The organism is candidate division KSB1 bacterium (genome assembly GCA_034521575.1).
Classification (GTDB): Bacteria; Zhuqueibacterota; Zhuqueibacteria; order Residuimicrobiales; family Krinioviventaceae; genus JAXHMJ01.
In genome coordinates this window covers 883,636-900,732 of sequence record JAXHMJ010000002.1, presented here as the reverse complement: position 1 = coordinate 900,732, position 17,097 = coordinate 883,636, and the positions used below count along the sequence as shown (strand labels likewise).

General features: G+C 47.6%; 10 protein-coding genes and 1 pseudogene. 10 read left to right on the top strand and 1 reads right to left on the bottom strand.

Annotated features, from left to right (window positions below; translation table 11 throughout):
• Nucleotides 1-4 precede the first annotated feature (4 nt).
• The 8 genes and pseudogenes from U5R06_06980 (at nucleotide 5) to U5R06_06945 (ending at nucleotide 14,186) form a co-directional block, all read left to right on the top strand.
• On the top strand, nucleotides 5-388 hold the full coding sequence (locus U5R06_06980) for a TonB-dependent receptor plug domain-containing protein (GenBank protein MDZ7722550.1): 384 nt from the start codon (nucleotides 5-7) through the stop codon (nucleotides 386-388).
• A complete protein-coding gene (locus U5R06_06975; protein ID MDZ7722549.1) occupies nucleotides 385-1,854 on the top strand; it encodes a TonB-dependent receptor in 1,470 nt (489 codons plus the stop codon). Before U5R06_06980 ends, U5R06_06975 begins: the two co-directional genes overlap by 4 nt.
• Before the next feature lie 10 nt (nucleotides 1,855-1,864).
• Nucleotides 1,865-2,374: an ECF transporter S component gene (locus U5R06_06970; GenBank protein MDZ7722548.1), complete on the top strand. Its 510-nt coding sequence runs from the start codon at nucleotides 1,865-1,867 to the stop codon at nucleotides 2,372-2,374.
• A gap of 123 nt (nucleotides 2,375-2,497) precedes the next feature.
• Nucleotides 2,498-4,843 carry a TonB-dependent receptor gene (locus U5R06_06965; GenBank protein ID MDZ7722547.1) on the top strand — a complete coding sequence of 782 codons (2,346 nt, stop codon included), beginning with the start codon at nucleotides 2,498-2,500 and terminating at the stop codon, nucleotides 4,841-4,843.
• Nucleotides 4,844-4,858: 15 nt separating this feature from the next.
• Nucleotides 4,859-5,779 carry a DUF4249 family protein gene (locus tag U5R06_06960; protein MDZ7722546.1) on the top strand — a complete coding sequence of 307 codons (921 nt, stop codon included), beginning with the start codon at nucleotides 4,859-4,861 and terminating at the stop codon, nucleotides 5,777-5,779.
• Between the two features lie 183 nt (nucleotides 5,780-5,962).
• Complete coding sequence (locus U5R06_06955; GenBank protein MDZ7722545.1) at nucleotides 5,963-6,340, top strand: hypothetical protein; 378 nt, start codon at nucleotides 5,963-5,965, stop codon at nucleotides 6,338-6,340.
• A gap of 178 nt (nucleotides 6,341-6,518) precedes the next feature.
• Nucleotides 6,519-12,446: a GEVED domain-containing protein gene (locus U5R06_06950; GenBank protein ID MDZ7722544.1), complete on the top strand. Its 5,928-nt coding sequence runs from the start codon at nucleotides 6,519-6,521 to the stop codon at nucleotides 12,444-12,446.
• Nucleotides 12,447-12,624: 178 nt separating this feature from the next.
• Nucleotides 12,625-14,186 (top strand): annotated as a pseudogene (locus tag U5R06_06945) (glycerol-3-phosphate dehydrogenase/oxidase).
• Between the two features lie 113 nt (nucleotides 14,187-14,299).
• Here the strand turns inward: U5R06_06945 and U5R06_06940 are convergent.
• Nucleotides 14,300-15,112 carry a sigma-70 family RNA polymerase sigma factor gene (locus tag U5R06_06940; GenBank protein ID MDZ7722543.1) on the bottom strand — a complete coding sequence of 271 codons (813 nt, stop codon included), beginning with the start codon at nucleotides 15,110-15,112 and terminating at the stop codon, nucleotides 14,300-14,302.
• A 192-nt stretch (nucleotides 15,113-15,304) separates the two neighbouring features.
• On the opposite strand from U5R06_06940, the gene U5R06_06935 reads away from it, so the two are divergent.
• Both U5R06_06935 and U5R06_06930 read left to right on the top strand, forming a co-directional pair.
• A complete protein-coding gene (locus U5R06_06935; protein MDZ7722542.1) occupies nucleotides 15,305-16,057 on the top strand; it encodes an SDR family oxidoreductase in 753 nt (250 codons plus the stop codon).
• Complete coding sequence (locus U5R06_06930; GenBank protein MDZ7722541.1) at nucleotides 16,014-17,060, top strand: AIR synthase family protein; 1,047 nt, start codon at nucleotides 16,014-16,016, stop codon at nucleotides 17,058-17,060. The genes U5R06_06935 and U5R06_06930 overlap by 44 nt, the downstream gene beginning before the upstream one ends.
• Nucleotides 17,061-17,097 lie beyond the last annotated feature (37 nt).

Sequence of the window (17,097 nt, the reverse complement as noted above, 5' to 3'; positions counted from 1 at the left end):
TAATATGAAAAATATTAATGTAATGCTTACATTGACCGTTTTGCTATTCTCACAAACCGTAATTTCAAGTTCTGCTGATGTGGATTCTGTGAAATACCGGTTCAATCCGGTTGTGGTGACGGCGACTAAGGTTGAAGGCGCGCAGCGGGATATTGCCGCCAGCGTTTCCGTCATTGACCGGGAAACCATTGAAAAAGCCACTGCATACTCGGCTCTTGAATTGATCAAAGAACAAGTGCCTGGTGTCTTTCTTACAGAGCGCGCTCTGATGGGATATGGTGTGGCGAGCGGCGCTGCCGGGGGAGTCTCCATCCGCGGGACCGGCGGATCACCGGTGACCGGGGTGCTTGTTCTGCGTGATGGTCGGCCGGATATCATGTGGGAATGATGGGACATGCGATTTCGGATGCTTATCCCCTGGAAGGGCTGGAGCGTATTGAAGTGGTACGCGGCCCGGCTTCTTTTCTCTACGGCACCAATGCCATGGGCGGTGTCATCAATCTGGTGACGCGTGATGTGGATCAGCCTGGATTTGAAACCGGTATTGCCGTTGGAGCCGGCTCGTTTGATACCCGAAATTTATCAATCAGACATGGCGGGAAAGCGGGGAATTTCAATTATCATCTCTCCGGCGGACTGCGCGCAACCGACGGTCATCGTGACAATTCTGATTTTGACGGAAATCATATGACGGCGCATATGGGATATGAATTTTCTGAAAAAACCCGTCTGGAGATCAATGCCAATTATTCAGATATTTATCTTTTGGACCCGGGGACAGAGACCGAGCCCTATCGCGAGGAAAAACACTGGTATCAGCTCTATCGTTCCGGCGCCGATTTGACGATAGATCATGAAAGTGGTTTGGGACGTTCTGTGCTCAAACTGCATGGAAATTTCGGGCGGCACCGTATTTTTGACGGCTGGCGATCGAATGATCAAACATTGGGAGTCATGTTTTATCACAATATGGAATTGTGGCGGGGCAACACCACGACGGCGGGACTGGATTACAAGCAGTACGGCGGAGATGCGGAGGACACGATCAACAAGGTTCCTTATATCCAATATGATGAAAAATTCATGAGGGAATACGCCCCGTATGTCCATATGCAGCAGTTGTTGTACCATCGCTTTATTCTTTCCGCCGGTTTGCGCATGGAGCAACATGAGCTGTATGGTTCGCAAGTTCTGCCCAAACTCGGGTTGGTGTCGCATCTGACGTCAAATACATCGGTACGTGTATCCGCGTCAAAAGGCTTTCGCAGTCCTGCGATTCGGGAATTGTATGTGTTTCCGCCGCGCAATAAAGACCTGAAACCGGAAGAGATGTGGAATTCTGAATTCGGAATTCGACATCGAATCGGTGATCGCGCTGTTTTGGAAGGTGTGGTATTCCGCGCAAAAGGCAGCAATATGATTAGAATGAATTTTATAGGCGGCAAACCGCAATTTCAGAATTCAGGAGATTTTGTCCATACCGGATATGAGCTGAGCGCCCACTGGTTACCTTTAAATGATCTCCAGGTTACGGCTTCCTGGTCGGATATGGACCTAAAAGACGAAACCCGTGGATATCCGGAACGAAAACTGACATTGAATGCCGGCTATGTTTATAACATTGCCCGTTTCTCGGTATCTCTGCTGCACGCACGCGACTTGTTCGGTTCCGATGGTCGACAGGATCCGTTGCCGGATTATACGATTGTCAACACCAGCGCTTCAGTTCAGATTTGCAAGTCGGTATCTCTGGCGCTGCATTTGAAAAATGTGCTGGACAGCTCCTATCAAACCCTGCTGGGGTATCCGATGCCCGGACGTAGGCTGCTCACCCGTCTCAATTATTCGTTCTGATATGCCGGGAATGACCAGACATATCACACTGAGCGCTATGTTTATGGCGCTCAGTGTGCTGTTTCCGATTCTGTTTCATGCTGTTGGGCTGGGTCCGTTTTTTCTGCCCATGTTCTGGCCCATTGCCATCAGTCTGTTTTTTTTGCCGTTCGGATTTGCTGTGGCTGTGGCGGCGCTTTCGCCACTAATTTCTACGCTGATTACCGGCATGCCGCCTGTTTCTCCGCCTATTATTTATATCATGATCGCAGAATTAACGGTGATGGCTGTTGTTGCCAGAGCACTGTTTAATTCGACAAAACTGGGGGTGTTCTGGGTCCTGGCAGCCGGTCTTGTCGCCTCCAGAATCGTATTGTTTTTTATGGTAACGGTTTTGGCGTCACTATTGGGGCTTCCGGAAGCGTTTACTTCCATCCTTTGGGTCCTGAGGGGGGCGCCGGGACTGTTGATGATACTGGTTGTCGTACCGATTCTGGTGCGTCGTATATCCCATCATTCAGTCTTTATGCAGCGCCGATAACAGGGAACCCGACTCGAATAAATCATAAAAAGGTGAAACAAAGATTGGGTTCACCCGTACTGGATATTTTAAAGGGGCGCGTTCCTCTGTATAAAACAAACATGATAATTTTGAGGAGATGAAATGCAAAAGCTGTTTGCAGTTAGTTGGATTATTGTATTTATATCAGGCGTTCTATCCGCCCAAAGTTCGGGTACGATCAGCGGATTCGTCTATGATGATCAGACCGGGGAAGCGCTGATCGGCGCCAATGTCTTTATACCGGATACGTATATCGGTTCTTCGACCAATTCTATGGGGTTTTTCTCGATCCCGGATATTCCGCCCGGTTCCTATGAATTGACGTGCCGATACATGGGCTATAAAACCCGGCTTCAAGACATCAAAGTGAGACCGGGGCGCAAACAAGAAATCGAATTTTTTCTCAAACCAGCTGCAATTTATTCAGAAAAAGTGACCGTGGTCGCGGATTCGGCGCGCACCAGTACAAAGTTGTACCGTAAACCGATATCTGAAATCAGCGTGACTCCGCGGCAGATTGAGAGCATACCCCAGGTTGTGGAAGCCGATTTACTGCGATCATTGCAAACCATGCCGGGGATCGCGGCAGTCTCTGACTTTTCGTCTGAACTTTATGTGCGCGGCGGCACACCGGATCAGAATTTGTATCTGATTGACGGTACGGACGTATATAATCCCGAACATTTATTCGGATTATTTTCAACGTTCAACACAGATGCCATCAAGCATGTCGAGATTTCCAAAGGCGGATTCGGGGCCGAATACGGGGGACGATTGTCCTCGGTGCTAAATGTGACCAACCTGGACGGCAATCGGCGCAGTTATACCGGAAAAACCAGTATCAGCCTGTTGTCCGCCAAAACCACCCTGCAGATGCCGCTGGGTGATCTCGGAGCCTTGTCCGGGTCGTTTCGCCGAACCTATTTTGACAAAACAGTTGCCAAACTTCCGGCTTTTAAAGATGAGAACATACCGAATTATTATTTTTATGATGGACATCTGAAAGCGTATCTTGATCTGGGCCCTCACGATAAACTGACACTGAGTGTATACAAAGGCCAGGACGATATGGATCAGGTTTTTGATGCCGAGAATGACAATTCGCAATCTTTATTATACCGCTGGGGAAACACCACAGCCAGCGCCCGCTGGACTCATATATTTTCGTCAAAGCTGTTTGCAAATTTTTGGTTGACATCCAGTTCTTTTGATTCCTATTTTGAATTTGCAGACAATATTGATGAGACCAACAATATTGATGATCGAACATTAAAGGGGAATTTAGAGTATTTTTATAATCAAAAGCTGAATGTGAAAGCGGGATTCGAATTCAAGCAGCTAAACGGGGTATACACATCTGTGTTTCCCGGTGGTGAAACCGATGTCACACAGTCACCGGTGCATGCTGCGGCTTATATTCAGACAGAGTGGACACCGAGTCCGTTGTTCGAACTGCAGGCCGGACTGCGCTATAACGCGTCCTGGAATAATGTAAACCAGCAGGATATCGATCCGCGTCTGAGCTTGAAATACCGTCTGTCTGAAACCGTTAATTTAAAGGCGGCAACCGGGCGATACCATCAGTATTTATTCCGGATTCCCAGACTGTTTGTGGCTGACATCTGGTCCGCCTCAGATCAGTATTACGATGTTTCTCAGTCCGATCATTATATTGTGGGTTTGCAAAAAGAAGTTGCGGAGAATTATTCTTTGGAAATAGAGGCATATTATAAAAACTATGACAATATCTACCATTTTGATCCGTTTTTCTGGATTGATTTGCGTCCGGACAGCTACAATGACAAAGGCGAACCCCTGTATACCAGCGCCAAGGGACTCTTTCATTCCGCCAGCGCTAAAGCGTACGGGCTGGAGGTGTTGATGCGCAGAGATCAGGGACCGTTGACCGGCTGGCTGTCTTATACACTCGGGCGGGTTGAAAATACGGTTCCCGAGTTGAACAGCGGCAATGTGTTTGTTCCCCGGCATGATCGGACTCATACGTTGAACCTTGTCAGTAACATTGATGTAAAAAATGCGCTGCGGGGTTTGCGGGGTCAGCCGATGCACGCCGATAAAAAAAGCTGGCAGTTTGGAGTCAATTTTGTCTATGCAAGTGGTCAGCCGATTACGACGACCAAGTCTGTGTATGTGACGCAGCGGATGCCGGATCAGGCTTTTTATACCGGCTATTATTTATATCCAACCGAGCGCAATAATTTCCGGCTGCCTCCGTACGTACGCCTGGATTTGAGCATGACCTATAAGCGCCAATTTAAAAATTTTCGGCTTGAACCTTATCTTCAGATATTCAATGTAACCAATCGCAGAAATGTGTGGTTTATCGATTATCAGGATGAACTGAACGATAATCGAATTGTACAGAATATCGATACCCAGGGCATGTTACCCATACTGCCTTCAATCGGAATGAATCTGATCTTTTAACAAAGGAGACTGATTGTGAAACGTTTATATATAAATTTTGCAAGTACCGTCATGATATGCATTCTGGCCTGCGGGGATGTGCCGGTCAATGTCGATCAGGATACCTATAATCCCAAAATTGTTGTCGACGGTTATCTTTTTGCCGGAAAACGTCCGGCCGGTATCCGTATATCCAGAAACTATCCTCTGAATAGGGAAATCAACATGAGCGATTTTATTCTGACAAACGCGGCGGTCAGTGTCACGGATTTGCAAACCGGTGAGGTTTACCCTCTGACTTTTAACCCGTTGGCCATGAGTTTTCAGTATGACGGAACCGATTGTATTGTGCAAAGCGGTCAATCCTATCGCCTGCATGTGCAGGCGCGTGTTGACGGCCAACAGCTCTCCGCATCCAGCGTCACGCATGTACCGCAAACCGGATTTGAGATTCAAGAGTCCGCATCCAATCTGGAGCCGCGTCAATATGATTCAGCAGTGGCGAACAGCGACCGTTTTCAAATAGCCTTTAATCGGTCACCGTCAACCGGCTCGTATATTGCATCCATCGTGGCTCTGGATGCGTCAGTGGAAAATTTTATCGAAAAAAATGTTCTCGGATTGGACAAAGATGAACTCGATGATCTTTCGGATACTGATGAACAGCAATTCTTTAACTATACCAAAAATCAATGGCAATGGCATCAGACCCGCGTCGGAAATGGAAAAGAGTTGTCTGTGCTGGATATCGAGTGGTTTTCGACCTGGTTTTACGGCAAATATCAAGTGATTTTATACGCTGCTGATCAAAATTTTACGGATTATCTATTGACGGCTGATAATATTCAGGAAATAGACGGCAACCTGCTGGAACCCCGGTTCCATTTTAAAGGTGACGGAATTGGTGTGTTTGGATCGGCTATTGGTGATACCACAGAGTTTGAAATTTTGCGATAAAAGATGTATCCGGGCTGCAAAAGTTCGGCCCGGATCAAATCCGGAAAAATATCAGCTATACGAAATAAACAAGCTGTTTATATTTGTTCATAGAGTAAAGCCCTGAATTTTAGACCTCCGAGAATGCATATTTTGCGACCGTATTCGAGTCTGTATATAAAAATAATATAAAAGGAGGTTTGCATGCGATCTGTCAAAAAACATTATCTGGCCATTCTTTCCGTCGAACTGGATGATCTCAAAGAAGACATTGAGCATCTTATCACAGAACTGGAACAAAGTAAAAAGCAGCATCGCTGTACCGAACATGTTTTTCTGCATAACCTGACTCTGTTTCGCAATGAGCTTTTAGGGGTAAACGCATTTCATAAAATCCTGGATGAAATTGATCCGGCCGACTATGCGACACTGGAAGAGATGATACACGAGATTAAAACGAGATTCAAATTGCGGGTTGAAATGTACGGATTGGCACAAGTGATTAATATATTGATCGAACGCAAATTGAACAAAGTGGCCAGGTATGTGGGACTGGGGCAAATAGCAGCAGAGCATGAATAAAAATGCATCGATCGATTTTTTTAATCGTCTGAGGGGTGGGAGACCGTTCTGAACGTTTATAATGCAACTATCGGGGCAATACTTATATTTTGTTTGCATATTGTTTAAAATAGTGGTAGATTCCGTCATAAAAATTAAATTATACCATTAATTCAAGATCGAGTAGGAGGGGAGTTCTATGAAGTCTTTATGTCTGATGGTTGCAGGGATTCTTACTGTTTGTTCGTTGTACGCGCAACCCACTTTTACCGGTTATCTTTATGAGGGCCCGGAGGGATCGACCTCGCGTCCGATTGAGGGAAGCACAATAAGACTATTGAATGTAGAGTCTGGCAGCGGTGTGCTTTTGGATACTGATGTGACATCCGCAGACGGATCTTTTTCCGTATCCATCAGTGGTTCAACCACTCCCAAAACGATTCGTATTGTCCAGGATGACTTGCCGGGACACACATCGATTGCCGCTCAAACAATTGGCGGTAGTGTGTTTAATTCTACCGCAGTAGAATATACGGGCAGTCAAATTCTCAATGGCCCGTATCACGGCAATAACTTTTGGGACAACCCACCCAATCGTGCGCCGGTTGCTGACGCCGGCGGACCTTATCACGGACTGGTCGGACAATCCGTTAGACTGGACGGATCGGGCTCATATGATCCGGATGAGAGGGATTACATCGCTCAGTGGTTATGGGATTTGGATGAGGACGGCATGTTTGGCGATTCGGATGAGGAGACGTTTAATCAGACCTGGGCCGCCCCCTTTGAAGGTCAGGTGTATCTTCGGGTTTATGATTCACATGATCAAAAGGATGAGGATTCGGCCAGTGTGATCATCTCGGAGAACTGGGATTTTGGCGACGCGCCGGCGCCGTATCAAACCACGTATGCGGATAACGGCGCCTCACATCGACGCGGCAGCGCTGTGCTGGGATCAGAGTGGGACGGGGAAAGCAGCGGCAGTCCGTCCGCCAATGGTCTGGGCGATGATACCAACGGCTCGGATGATGAAGACGGCATCCATTTCGAATCCATGACACTGTATCCCGGACAAACCTTGACGGTTCCCTTTACCGTCAAATATCAACCGACCGAAGGCATGCCGCCGCTGGGTGGCGCCGCTACTGTTTCTGTATACGGCTGGATGGACTACAACCATGACGGTGAATGGGATGCGGGTGTTGGTTCTGAGGAAATGATTTGCGAGCAGAGCATGACTGTATCATCCGCCTTGCCTGTTTATAATTCAAGTTTTACATTTACGGTTCCCGGGGACGTCGAGCCCGGGCATACCTACGCCCGGTTTAGATTATATGTAAATGATGCAGATCCCGGCGGTCCTGTTGATTTTATTTCTTCTGTCGGTCACGGCGGTGAAGGTGAAGTTGAGGATTATTTTTTGAATATTCTGCCAGCAAGGGATAGAGATTACGGTGATGCACCGGATTCCTATCCTACACTGGAAGCGGATGGAGGCGCCTGTCATTTTGTTGGCGCTCTTTCATTGGGTGAACATATTGATGCAGAAATTGACGGTATACCATCAGCGTTGGCAAGGGGTGATGATGATCATGGAATCGATGATGAAGACGGAGTCACATTCAGCAGAACTTTTTTTCACCGGGATGATGAAATTGATGTGCAGATTACTATACACTCTGAAGATTCATCAAAACATTGTTTGGTCCAGGGCTGGGTGGATTTTAACCAGAACAATGTTTTTGATTCGGATATGCTGGGATACAATGAACTGGTATATTTTTCCAGTGATGTGGTATCTGCGGGTGCGACAGCCACCCATGACTTTACACTGGAAATCCCTGAAGATGCCGAGTTTGGGCGTATAGCAGCACGTTTTAGATTATTCACCGGCCCGGATGCTTCCGAAGTGGTGCAGTGGAATGTTAATTCTCCGACCGGAATGGGAGGATATGGCGAAGTCGAGGACTATATGCTTCAGTGTTCTCCCCGCCAGACGGTGCAGGTCTATGATCTTGGCGATGCACCCGAACCGTATCCAACCCGCTGGGAGGATGAAGGTGCGGCACATACTGTGCATCCATTCGTACGACTTGGAGAGCTGATTGATCACGAGGGAGACGGACAACCGCATCGAACAGCTGAAGGTGATGATGATTCCGGAGAGAATGATGAAGATGGCACTACTTTGCCCCGGATGGACTATTATCCCGGTGGAACATTGGAACTGACCACACAAGTTCATTCAAATGCGCCCGAAGGCACTGAATTGTATTATTATCTGATACGCTGGATCGATTTTGATATCAGCCACACCTGGGATGAAGATGAAATGTTCTTAACCGGCCCATTTTTGATGACCGGAGGTGATACAGATACCTGGCCTCGTAGCATCCCGATCCCGGAGGATGCTGAAATCGGACATACTTTTATGCGCACCCGTTTATTTGTTTCAGACAGTCAAAATACGGAATTTGATCTGCTTCCAACAGGATATGGAGGAGATGGAGAAGTAGAAGATTATTTTCTGGTGTGTATTGATCGGGAGGGTACCGATTACGGCGATGCCCCGGTCGGCTATCCGGAAGCCTGGAATCCGCTCGGCGGTCCCTGGCTTGGCGGTGCGAGTGATCGACCGGATGACGACAGCGGTATGCAATGGAATATGATCGCTGTGGGTGATGATGAGGACGGCAATGATGATGAAAACGGTTTGACCGGCTCTTTTTTGGCGCCGGGCGTTCCGTCTGTTGTGTTTGTTAATATCACGCCGTTTCAGGATCATGATGCCGATCAGGTGTCCATGCAGTTGTGGATCGATTATAACCGCAACGGGCAGTTTGATGAAGGGATGGGAGAAACCGTCACGTCCAGGACTTTTTCGCGTGAACATTTTGACGGCATTGTTTCACAACGCATCCCCGTACACTTTATCACCCCCGGTTTCGTTACGCCCGGCCCCATCGTTGCGCGCTGCCGAATCTCTGTGGGCAACTCGGCGATGGTGATGATGCCGCCGTATGGTGAGGGTCTGGCCGGTGAAGTTGAGGATCATATACTGCAAGTACATGAGCTGTCAATGGATTTTGGTCAGGTCGCCGTGATCGGATTCAAGTTCAATGATTTGAACAGAGATGGCATCCTGTCCGGTGGGGATGAGGGACTGGAAGGCTGGAGAATGTATCTGGATGCCAATGACAATGCTCGGCTTGACCCCGGTGAAGCGTCAGCCGTGACCGATCATCGAGGATTGTTTGCTATTATTGATCCGGATTACGGACATTACAAACTGCGGGAACAGCTGCAGCCGGGCTGGCGGCAGGTTTATCCGGGCCCGATTCCGTATTACGATATCAATATCGATGCGGATGATTTTTATGCGCCGTATATATTTGGAAATGTTTTGACCGAGTTGCCGGGGGGTACGGATACTCTCAAATGGGCGCAACCGCCCCTGCTGCCCTTGCGGGCTCCAAGAGACTGGTTTGAAGGAAAAGCCATATCCAGCCGATTCGGTTCGCATCTTTTAGCCGATGACTGGTATTGCAGCAATTCTGAACCCGTAACCGGCGTAACCTGGTGGGGTGCGTACGATAATTGGGATGAAACAACCCCGCCTGCGAATGCACCTGACAGCTTTCTCATTGCCATCCTTGATCATGAAACGACAACCGAGGGCGAAGGGCCGGCCAATGGAATATACGGCTGGCTGGTCGGCCGGGATCAGTTTACCGAGACGCTGGAAGACAGCATTCACGTACCGGGTAGCTCCGATGATCCTCAAAGTTGTTTCAAATATACCTATCATATTCCGGATGATGCGGACTGGTTCTATCAGCTTGGTGATTCCAACCATTACTGGATCTGCATTGCACCGATTTATGAGGATATTCCTGATGCGAATGAATGGGGCTGGGTCTCGCGTCAGCATTATTTTCACGAGGATGCGGTGCGGATTACCGAACCGGTGAATACCGCCGAGCCTGTGGAAATTACTGAATACGCCCCTGTAGGAACTGATGTGGATCTGGCTTTTCTGCTGCATACCAACCGGTACGGCGTCCAGTATGACTTTGGCGATGCAGCCGGGGTACTTTATCAAACCCTGGATGCCCACAACGGCGCCAAACATCTCCAGTCCCCGGATGTGTATCTTGGTGAATTCATTGACATGGAAAAGGATGCCGGGATTCTGAACAACGCTACAGGTGATGATGCCCGGGGTGTGGATGATGAAGACGGCATCGAAGAGCCGATTGTTTTATTAACCGGTGAAAACTTTTACAGTTGGATGGATGTGTCTGCTGCCGGATATCTGAACATCTGGATTGACTGCAACAGTGACAGCGCCTGGAATGACGGGTTTGAACATGTACTGCAGGATTATGAAATGGATGCAGGACAGGATTTGGTGGCCGTCCCTGTTCCTGCTGTTGCGGATTCCGGCAATACGATGATGCGCGTCAGATTCAGTACCGAACCCAACCTGCCGTATTACGGACTCGCATTGGACGGCGAGGTTGAGGATTATGCTGCTGTTATCAAGCCGGGAGATACAGCGCATCTGCCGGACACCTGGAAATCCGTACGAAACACCGGATATAATGCTACGATCGTCCTGCCGCTGTCGGCAGAACCGAGGGTGGATGACATATCTCTTGCAACCGGCAATTATGTGGGTGTGTTTAGCAGTGAAGGTATTTGCTGCGGTTATTCCAGATGGCAGGGTGAGAATATGCAAATTACGGCGTGGGGCGATGATCCTGCTACAGCGGATGTGGTTGAAGGATTTACAGCCGGTGAAGACATACAATACCGGGTGCTGCAACCCGAAACACAGCGGGAAATCCGTGATGTCCAGGTGACCTATTCCCAGGGCAGCGGTGTTTACCAGACTGATGCACTTTTTGTCATTGCAAGTTTCAATACTTCTTCTGATGTGACATTCGAAAAAGCATTCTCCACAGGCTGGAACGGATTTTCCTACAATATCACCAATGATGATAACAGAATCGATACCGCTCTTGAAGGCATTAGCAGTCATATTCAGATTATGAAAGACGGATTGGGAAATACCTGGCTGCCTGAATTTGGGATTAATAATCTCGGTGATCTGAATTTTACCAAGGGATATAAAGTATTGATGAAAACCGAACAGACAATAGAGGTCAACGGGACTCCTGTCGATTCGGACTTTTTGATTCAGCTGCAACGCGGCTGGAACATGATTGGTTATCTGCCGCAGTTCCCCGCTCCGGCGGCTTTCTGTTTCTCGGAATTAGGATCAAAACTTTTGCTGGCCAAAGATATGCAGGGCAATTCGTTCATTCCCGAATTTGGTATTAATACGATCGGTGAACTTGAACCCGGCGAAGCTTACAAGCTGTCCATGGCCGAATCCGCGAGTCTGAGATTTCCGCTGGTTGTGACGATATTGGGAAAATCAAAATCCACGCAAACCGCTCAACCTGTGCATTTCACCGTTAAAGGGAATACCGGCGAGAATGCCAGTCTGGTGATCCCGACATCCGCCAATCCGGTGTTCTCCGACGGTACCGCATTAAAAGATGGCGATGAAATCGGAGTTTTCAACTCGGACGGACTCTGCTGCGGCGCTTCGGTCTGGGAAGGAGATAATCTGCTGATCACCCTGTGGGGTGATGATGGTATGACATCAGTCAAAGACGGTTTTTACGCCGGAGACAGCTTGTACTTTAAAGTCTGGGACCATGAAACAGAATATGAGTACCGGGCGGAGGCGCAGGCTGATTCGATGCCGATTGTTTACCGGCCGGATCAGATGTATGTATTGACCGGATTAACAGGCGGCGCCGGAACAGCTGTGGATTCGAGAGCAGAGAGACCGGACAATTTTGTACTGAGACCGAATTTCCCGAATCCCTTTAATCCGGTGACCCGGATCAGTTTTGAGACCCCGGTGCGTACTCTTGTTAACATCAAAGTGTTTAACATGAGTGGCCAGTGCGTTGCGACTCTGATGAATAATGTGATGAATGCGGGGTATCACAGTGTTGAATGGGATGCTGCTCAACAGCCGTCAGGTGTGTATTTGTGCAAAATGACAGCTGAAATCGTTTTCCAGCACTCAAAAGATGCTGCTGATTAAATAGTATCAAGATTCCAACCGGCCGTCTGTTGAATACAGACGGCCGGGAATGAGGGGATGATCCAGCTCATTTATATTGTTATCCGCATTGAATGTTTAAAAAACTGTTTCTATTCCCCGAAAATGTTTTTATTTTATAAAACAATAAAAAGCAAACCATAGTCAGACGGGACAGGTTATGAATCGCGATAAAATGCTGGCGCAGCTTCAGGATCAAAAAGGTAAATGGGATATTATTATTATCGGCGGGGGAGCGACCGGAATGGGCGTTGCGGTGGATTCGGCCGCGCGAGGATACAAGACTCTGTTATTGGAAAAAGGTGATTTTAGTCAGGGTACCTCAAGCCGCAGCACAAAACTGGTTCACGGCGGCGTACGCTACTTACAGCAGGGAAACATTACGCTGGTTCTGGAGGCACTTCGCGAGCGCGGCATTCTGATGCGCAATGCTCCGCATCTGGTGAGTGATTTGCCGTTTGTTGTGCCGAATTATGACTGGTGGGAGGGACCTTTTTACGGAATCGGGCTCAAAATTTATGATATGATGGCCTGCAGGAGGGGCTCGGTAAATCAAAATGGATTTCCAAAGAAAAAACCATTGAGCGTATTCCGACGATTGAAACCAAAGGACTTGACGGCGGTGTTATTTATTACGACGGACAATTTGATGATGCGCGTCTGGTGATTAATTTGGCCCGTACTGCCGAAGAACAGGGCGCTGTTGTGGTGAATTACATGCCGGTAACCGGAGTGATGAAAGAGAATGAAATGATCTCGGGAGTGATCACCGTAGATCTTGAAACCGGCAGAGAATACGAATTGTCAGCGAAAGCCGTTATCAATGCCACCGGCCCGTTCGCAGACGGCGTTCGAAGGATGGATGATCCACAGGTGCAGCCGATGATCCAGCCCAGCCAGGGCATACATCTGGTCCTGGAACGCGAGTTTCTGCCCGGTGATACGGCTATCATGGTGCCGCATACGGCGGATGGCCGGGTGATGTTTGCCATTCCCTGGTACAATCACGTCATTGTCGGGACGACGGATACACCTGTAGAAACGCTTGATGTTGAACCCGTACCAATGGATGAAGAAATAGGATTTTTGCTCAAACATGCGGCGCAATATTTAAGCAAAGACCCGGATATGCAGGATATACAAAGCATTTTCACAGGGATTCGCCCCCTGGTTCTTGATCCGGAAACCAAAAATACAGCCGCGCTCTCCAGAGATCATGTACTTACTATTTCCAATTCCGGACTGGTTACTATTGCCGGCGGTAAATGGACCACTTACCGCAAGATGGCTCAGGATACCATCGAAAAAGCTGCGCTGGTTGCTAATCTGCCCTCAAAACCCTGCAATACTGAAAATCTGCTCATTCACGGTTACCATCAGCATGCTGAAATATTCAAAGAATTAAAACACTATGGGGCTGATGCGGTAGAAATCCGTAATCTGCTTCGGGAAGACAAGAACTTTGATGAGAAACTGCACGAGCGACATGATATCCGTGCCGGAGAGGTCGTGTGGGCGGTGCGTGAAGAAATGGCACGCACGGTAACGGACTTTTTAGCGAGACGAACGCGGGTATTATTCCTGGATGCCCGCGCAGCAAAAGAAATGTCACCCAAAGTGGCCAGAATTATGCGTAAAGAGCTTGTAAAATCAGCTGCCTGGGAGAAACAGCAAATTGAAGAGTTTGCCAAACTGACGAGAATCTATTTGCCAAATCTTTGAGTTCCCTGATCGATGAAAATGCACATGTGCAGGTTCTGTTCATGTTGTGCAATACTGCCAATTAACGATCATCGGGAAAAAGGCCCTGCTCACAGATACAGGACCTTTGTTATTTATATTGAATGAACTTGGGATGTAAAATAATCAACATAGCTTGTGTCATCAGTCTCGAGAAACTCATAATGCATCATCCGCTGATACAGCGAATCCCGATTTGCTTTCAATTCAGCGCTGCTGATATTTAAATCCGGATGATTCGCTGCATATGATTCAAAGGCGGTATAAAACTCGATAAAAATGGATTTGATGATCCAGTTATCCAGTTTGTCGTCAATATCGCTGGTATCAATTCCTGCCTTTATCCATTTGATTTCCTGTTCAGTGAATTCCTGCTCCAGAGGTATACCCCGGAACGGAAAGATAGTCTGGAATGTTTCACTGTAATAGAAAAATGTATAGAACCAGCGAAATGCCTTTTGCCAATGTGCCGAACTGCTTATCGCGACAGAATCATCCGGAAAAACGAGCTCCTGATTCATTTTTTCAACGGAAAAGAATGATTTATGGGCTGATACAAGATAGGTTGTATCCTGATTGCTTATGTTCTCCTCCAGATCAGTCTGTTCAGCAAAACTTGGGCAATCATCATTAATGGATTGGTGATGCTGATGCCAGGCGCATCTCATTTGATCGTAGCACAAATTGACAATAATTTTGTACAACCAAGTACTGAATTTTTTGCGGTTGTTAAATTTCTCCAGGTGTTTCCAGACCCGGATAAATGCTTCCTGTACGACGTCGTGTGCATTTTCCTCATGACACAATAGACGAAATGCCACTCTGAAAGCAAACATCTGATGCGCTTCAACCAACGATTGAAAGGCTATACTGTCTCCGGTTTGAGCTTTTTCTATGATTTCGCGCATGAATTCTTTTTGTGTGCTGTTCTGTTTTCATATGATACGATATAACAGTAAAAAGGTCAAAGAAATATATCCTGCAGACAAAAAGAATGGTTTCATTTTGCTGTTATGTTTTATATCTTGCAAAAATGAATGTCGGTTATTATCTGTTTTTGTAAAAAGAATAATCATTACATAATCTTGCGGAGATTGATCATGGACTTTGAGAAAAAACATATTGTTATTACCGGAGGATCGCGCGGCATTGGTGCCCAGGTGGCCCGCTGCCTGTCGCAGCAGGGGGCGGTGTTGTCGATTTTATATCATACCAACACAGAGGCTGCCCGCGGGTTGATCCAATCTCTTGGAGATGCGGCTGCTGTGTTTGCGTTTGAATGTGATGTGCGTGATCGGGATCAGGTTGCATCAGCATTCCGTGATATCTATGCTGATATCGGTACGATTGACGCATTGGTGAATAATGCCGGCGTCTGGCTCCCTACGCCCATAGATCACATTGAAAAAGAGATTCGCGACAAGATTGTGAATGTTAATTTAAATGGGGTCATGAATTGCTGTGAATCTGTTTTACCCTATATGAAATCCGGTGCAGCCATTGTGAACATATCGTCCACAGCCGGTCAACGCGGCGAACCCCGGTATTCCGCTTATGCGGCATCCAAAGGGGCCGTGATCAGCTATACCAAATCGCTTGCGGTAGAATTGGGAGCACGCAATATTCGGGTCAATGCCGTGGCGCCGGGATGGGTCTATACCGATATGACCAGAGACGCTATTGATGCACGCCGTGAAGAAATCCTATCCGAGATTCCTTTAAAACGAGTTGCCACTGTTAAAGATATTGCGGAACCTGTCTGCTTTTTGCTTTCGGACGGTGCCGGGTTCATTACAGGTGAAGTTTTAAATGTCAACGGAGGATCTGTATTGCGCGATGAACAACAGTTCTGATAGTTTACCGCTCGGCAAACTGGATCATGATCTGCTGGATCGTCTCATCAAAAAGTATACCCGGCACTCCGATCGTGTAATACAGGGCGCACGATTGGGTGAAGATGCCACGGTTATCGAAATGACAGACCGGTATTTAATCTGTAAAACCGATCCTATCACGTTTGCAACTGATCAGATCGGTTATTATGCCGTGCATGTTAACATGAACGATATTGTCTGTATGGGCGGTGTTCCCAAATGGTTTATGGCGTCGATCATTCTGCCGGCGGGTACAACTCAAGACCAGGCCGACGGGATATTCAGGCAACTGTCAGAAACCTGTCAACAGGAAAATGTCATCTATTGCGGCGGACACACTGAAGTGACTGCTGATGTTCCGCGTCCGATCGTATCCGGTCATATGATTGGAGAAACGGATTTCGACGGACTGATTTTAAAAAAGAACGCACGGGTCGGAGACCGGCTTGTCCTGGCTCAGCCCATTGCTGTGGAGGGCACATCGATCATAGCCAGAGAACATGCTGCCGGGTTGAAAAAAAAATATTCACCGGAATTTATCAAAGCATGTCAAAATATGCTTTTCGACCCCGGGATTAGTGTAAAAAGAACCGCCCTTACAGCCGTTGAAACGGTCAATGTACATGCCATGCATGACCCCACTGAGGGTGGACTGGCAACCGCAGTATATGAACTGGCCAGTGCCGCCAATTTGGGAGTACGACTGGACCGCGACAGAATACCTGTTCTGGAATCTACTCAACTACTGTGCGGCGTCTATAATTTGGATGTTTTGGGGCTGATTGCCTCCGGGTCACTGCTGATTGCCTGTGCGGTTCCGGACGTGGATACGCTCCTCACTGCGCTGCAGGACCAGGGAATCGTTGCAGCTGATATCGGTGAACTGTTGCACCCGGACAAGGGGAAACGGATTTTGCAGGATGGAAAAGAGACAGAGCTGCCGATATTCAGTCAGGATGAGATTGTCAAGGTTTTCAGCTGAGCAATTGTATGATTGACCTGATATTTATTTTTTGAGG

Excerpts from the sequence above, each read along its gene's own strand:
- U5R06_06940 (MDZ7722543.1), bottom strand. The coding sequence starts at position 15,112 with ATGCGCGAAATCATAGAAAAAGCTCAAACCGGAGACAGTATAGCCTTT.
- U5R06_06935 (MDZ7722542.1), top strand. The coding sequence starts at position 15,305 with ATGGACTTTGAGAAAAAACATATTGTTATTACCGGAGGATCGCGCGGC.
- U5R06_06955 (MDZ7722545.1), top strand. The coding sequence starts at position 5,963 with ATGCGATCTGTCAAAAAACATTATCTGGCCATTCTTTCCGTCGAACTG.
- U5R06_06980 (MDZ7722550.1), top strand. The coding sequence starts at position 5 with ATGAAAAATATTAATGTAATGCTTACATTGACCGTTTTGCTATTCTCA.
- U5R06_06965 (MDZ7722547.1), top strand. The coding sequence starts at position 2,498 with ATGCAAAAGCTGTTTGCAGTTAGTTGGATTATTGTATTTATATCAGGC.
- U5R06_06950 (MDZ7722544.1), top strand. The coding sequence starts at position 6,519 with ATGAAGTCTTTATGTCTGATGGTTGCAGGGATTCTTACTGTTTGTTCG.
- U5R06_06930 (MDZ7722541.1), top strand. The coding sequence starts at position 16,014 with ATGTCAACGGAGGATCTGTATTGCGCGATGAACAACAGTTCTGATAGT.
- U5R06_06970 (MDZ7722548.1), top strand. The coding sequence starts at position 1,865 with ATGACCAGACATATCACACTGAGCGCTATGTTTATGGCGCTCAGTGTG.
- U5R06_06975 (MDZ7722549.1), top strand. The coding sequence starts at position 385 with ATGATGGGACATGCGATTTCGGATGCTTATCCCCTGGAAGGGCTGGAG.